The sequence below is a fragment of the Desulforamulus hydrothermalis Lam5 = DSM 18033 genome, assembly GCF_000315365.1.
GTDB classification, from domain to species: domain Bacteria; phylum Bacillota; class Desulfotomaculia; order Desulfotomaculales; family Desulfotomaculaceae; genus Desulfotomaculum; species Desulfotomaculum hydrothermale.
Genome location: NZ_CAOS01000002.1, coordinates 1 through 4,718, shown reverse-complemented (window position 1 = coordinate 4,718; position 4,718 = coordinate 1). Strand labels below are relative to the sequence as shown.

The following is a 4,718-nucleotide window of genomic DNA, read 5'->3' as shown; positions in this document are numbered from 1 at the left end:
CTTTTTCCGGCAAGGCTTAGCATAGCTGTTTAAACAGGCCAAGCAGTGCGGCTATCTTTTCTACCGGATAGGTACTGTCCGCAGCAATCCGCACTCCTCCAAGTTCAATGCGGATTTCACTCTGTTTGGCATCATTCTGGACAGGCAGCTTTTCAGGTGCTTCTGTAATTTTCAATTCGGTAAATCCTGGTGGGACTAGGCAAGACAACTTTGTATGCTCAGTTCGAATTTCTGTCAGTTGTTCACAGGCAGCCTCTCGCAGTTTCCGTTGCCAATAGTAGTAGGTGTTTTCACGGAATCCCTCGCTTGCACAGAAGGCTTTAATACTAAGGCCACTTTCATTTTTTCTGCGCACTATCTGTGCCCAGTGTGCCAGGCGGTATTCCGCAGCAATTTCTCTAGTATTCATATTGCTGATACTCCTGTTCGTCTTGATTTACCACTAGTGGTTTTTCAAGTTTTTCATAGCCCAGTGTATCAGTTTTTTGTGTGTGATTCTAGGTGACGGCTGGTTTGTCGCTTACGATTATGTAACACTACGTTTCCTTTATTTTATTGGCACAGATACCTTTTAAGCGCTGCCTGTATGCAAAAAAGCACAGCCTCTGGTTAACGACTTAAGAGGCTGTGCTAATTCTTATCAAAAAATAATATCATTATTTTTTGAAATTTCCGGTCACAATTTACTATCACTATATGCAATAGCCGGTTTAGGCATAATTTGCCGTCCAAAGCAATGCTAGTATCTTAAGTTTACTCCTTTTCAAGATTTGAATCAGCATAAGTTAAGTATGTCGGTTTAACTTTTTCCCCAAAATCTTCACTAAGCCATTTTACTAGAGAGATAGCTAACATAACCGTTATAATGGCTACAGGGAAAGCTGTCAAAATAGATGCTAGTTGAACTACTTTCAAACCACCAACCAAGAATAATGCCGATGTGCAGAAAAATAACATGAATGACCAGAATATTCTTGACCACTTTGGCGGTTCTTGAGTATCCCTTATTTCAGAGCAACACATTGCCGCAATTGTATAAGAAACAGAGTCAACTGCTGTAACCTGGGATACAAGCATTACTACCAGAAATGCAGGTATTGCAATAGATGTCAGCGGTAAGGTGTTAAGCAAGTAGGTTATTACTGCCGGCCCACCAGAATTTTGCAGTATGCCAATTAAGTCTACGCCCTTATTTAAAATCAAATCAACAGTGTAAGATCCAAAAGTCAAATAGAAAAGTGCACAACCGGCAGTTGCTGTAAAGAGCATGTTTAAAACAAGTTCCTTAATCGTACGACCTCTGGAAATCCTTGTAGCAAACAGACCCATATATGTTGCCCAAGCAAACCACCAGGCCCAATAGAAAACAGTCCAATCTTGCGGGAAGCCTGACTTAGTTATAGGATCAGTGTATAAACTCATCCGCAAGAAGTTAGTTAATAGCACTCCAATGTTATCAAAAAATAAAGATAACATAAAGGATGTTGGGCCTGCAAACAACACAAATAACAATAAAAGGAAAATTAACCACATATTAATATCTGAAATTTTAGCAATACCAGAATATAAACCTCTGTAGCAGCTATAACCATATAGGCAAGTAAACAATGCAGCTACTACCAATCTTACAGTTAATGTATCCTCCATTCCAAAATAAGTTGCTCCAATATTAGATATCATTGGCAAAATAAGACCTAAGGATGTTGCTACGCCACCCACCATACCAACAACCATTATCAGGTCAATTACTCTGCCCAACCAACCATCAACTCTGTTGCCTAAAATACCACGACATGCATAGCTTGGGTAAAGGAATGGCTTTTTCCTAACATAAAACATATACGAGAACCCGATCGCAGGGATTACAAATGTCGCCCAAGCACTGACACCCCAGTGAAAAATACCATAGGACAGTGCCCATTGAGCAGCCTGCGCCGATTGTGCCTCAGCCCAAAAAGGTGGCCATTTTAAGTAATAAATTGGTTCAAGAATGCCCCAATAAATAAGACCCGCACCTGAACCACCGCAGAACATCATTGCAAACCAAGTAAATGTAGAGAATTCCGGCTTTTCATCCGGACCGCCAAGCTTTACTCTGCCGTAAGGACCAAATGCTAGCCAAAGTGAAAACAGCACTGCACCAAAAACAACAATTTCCCACATCCAGTCGGTACCATGCGTAACTGCGTGCATTACTTTACCAACTAAGCCTTGTGCAGACTGTTGTAAAATGATCATTGGACCGAAAAATAACAAACAAATGATTACGCTACCCCAAAATACCGATTTGTTTATTTTTGCATATTTTGTGATCTCCATCATTCCACTCCTTTAGAGCATGTCCTATTCCATGCCTGTGTTTGTGCCATTTTCTAACATATTAAGTTTTAAATTAAAAAATATTAAGCTGTTATATTAATAATTGTCTGTATCTCTTCATCTCCCCCTCTATAACGCAAACTAACTTCTCCAACTTAAAATGGGATATTGTTGCCAGTTGCACCAGGTGATTGTTCGATCCTTCACTTGCTTGTAATGCTATTATAAAAATATTGTCGTATAATGTACATTACATGATTTCTATACCGGTATAAGCAAAAATAATAGCAAAAATTAGCGCTGTTCCCTGACTTCTGCAAACTGAGTACGCAACAAAACGCAAATTTTAGATTTTCCAAACCCGGGAAGCCTTAAATATAAGGACCGGGTTTTTGATTTTGTTTGTTCTAATTATACAGTGACACTTTTTCAATATTTTTACCGGTATCGCTACCCCTTCATCTTACAACGTTCTAAACATTTGCCAGTCAGGTTATGTTTAATATTCACAAGAGTTGAAGTATTAAAGATGATCCGCGAGCAGTCTCGTTTTGTGAATATTAAGAAGAATGGCAAATGTATCTCTTAGATTTGGGCCGTTTTGAAGCAAATCTTAGCAAAGGGAGTATACAGTTGAAATAACCATAGACTATTCACTATACAAAGCATCTATACCCATATAAATATTTAATATAACCAAATAAGCCTTTGTCACCGCCGGGATATAATTGACCCAGGTTCGCCGGAAAGAAAATGACCCACCCTTAGCGAATATATCCCCTTCGTAATTAACGGCCAAGTTAATCTTAGGAGGGAGACACATGCTAAGGAGTGGGATAGTGATATCGTTACATACCATGAGGGCAGAAGGCAGGACAATTCGTGAAATTGCCCGTCTAACGGGGCATTCTCGAAATACAGTTCGCCGATATCTCCGGGGTGATGTCTCCCCCAAACAGGGACACCGTAAATCTCGTGGTTCCAAGCTTGATCCGTATAAACCGTTCCTGCAGGAACGTCTTCAAGAAGGTATCTATAACTGCGAGGTTTTATTCGATCTTCTACGAGAAAAGGGGTATACCGGGGGACGTACCATCTTGAAAGACTATGTGAAGGACTTCCGTCCTCCCAAACAAGTTCCCGCTGTTCTTCGTTACGAGACGAAACCTGGTGAATATGCACAGGTCGACTGGGGACTGTGTGATTACGTAGATTTGGACGGTACAGTCCGAAAAGTGCCGGTATTTGTCATGGTATTGGGGTACTCTCGTTCCACCTATATAGAGTTCACTAAGCGTTGTGACATTCACAGCTTTCTTCGTTGCTTGATTCATGCTTTTGAATATTTTGGGGGCATCCCAAAGGTAATGCTGACCGACCAGATGAAAACCGTCGTACTGGGCATGGGAGATGATCCCCCCCCCCCTGACTAGTCGACGCGTGGCCAACNNTTTTTTTTTTTGTTTGTNTTTTGTCTTTTTCTTNCCTCTGGTTCTCTTTGCTTCTTCTCCTTTTTTTTTCCCTCCCCCCGCTCTGGCTCTTTGGTTTCGTTTTTCTTGTTGGGTTTCCGCTTTNTTCTCTCTCCCCGTCCTCTTTTCTTCTCGTCCCTCTGTTTGTCTCCCGCTCCTCCCCCCGCCTTTTGGGTTTCTCGCGTTCGCCGCTCCCGCGTGTCCGGCGCGTGTTTTCCTTCTTTCTTTTCCTCCTCCCTCTTCTCTTTTCCTCCTCTTTCTTCTCGGCTCCCCGTCTTTTTTCGTGCTTTCGGTTCGCTTGTTGCTCGCCCTCTGCTCCTTCCTCCCCTCCGGTGTGTTTCTGCTTNTTGTTGTGTTCCTTTGCCTCGTGTCCTTTCTCTTTCCTCCGGTTTGCTTGCCTGGTCCTCTTCCTGCCTTTCTTGTCTTCTTTTCTTTTTTCTTTGTGTTGGCTTTCCCTTTGTGTGGCCTCCTCTTCTTCCTTCTTTCGTCGTTCTTTTGGTTGTGTCTCTCCTTTCTCCCTTTCTTGTCTCTTTGTTCCTTTGTCTCCTGCTTGCTGCCTGTTCCGCCCCTCTTGTCTTCCTGCGGTTGCGTCTGCTTTTTGTTTCGTGCCCGTCTTGTTTCGTCTTTTTCGTCTGCGGTGTTGCTTCTGTCCCTCCCCTGTCTTCCTGTGTCTCTTTTCTCTTCTTCCTTTCTCTTGTGCGTTTTTCTTTCCCGTTGTCCTCTCTCGTTCTGTCCTTTCTCTTTTTTTCCTTGGTTCTTTCTTGTGTTCTTTTCGTTTCGCGCTTCGTTTTTTTGTTGTTTCTTGGTCCTTTTTCTTCTTCTTTTGTCCTGTTTTTCTGTTTNGTTTTGCCCTCTTTGGTGCGTTCTTTTCTGTCTTTTTTTCTTCTCTCTCCGGCTCTCCTTCTTTTTTTGCTTTTTTTTTTTCTTCTT

2 protein-coding genes and 1 pseudogene are annotated in these 4,718 nt (G+C 42.0%); 1 reads left to right on the top strand and 2 read right to left on the bottom strand.

Features of this window, described 5'->3' with window-relative positions:
• Positions 1–16: 16 nt before the first annotated feature.
• Together tnpA and DESHY_RS01105 are read right to left on the bottom strand one after the other, a co-directional pair.
• A complete protein-coding gene (gene tnpA / locus DESHY_RS01110) occupies positions 17–409 on the bottom strand; it encodes an IS66 family insertion sequence element accessory protein TnpA (protein ID WP_008409767.1) in 393 nt (130 codons plus the stop codon).
• A gap of 344 nt (positions 410–753) precedes the next feature.
• Positions 754–2,319, bottom strand: coding sequence for a BCCT family transporter (locus DESHY_RS01105; protein WP_235695493.1), 1,566 nt, complete (start codon positions 2,317–2,319; stop codon positions 754–756).
• A gap of 821 nt (positions 2,320–3,140) precedes the next feature.
• On the opposite strand from DESHY_RS01105, the pseudogene istA reads away from it, so the two are divergent.
• Positions 3,141–3,743 (top strand): annotated as a pseudogene (gene istA, locus DESHY_RS13410) (IS21 family transposase); the annotation flags it as partial.
• Positions 3,744–4,718 lie beyond the last annotated feature (975 nt).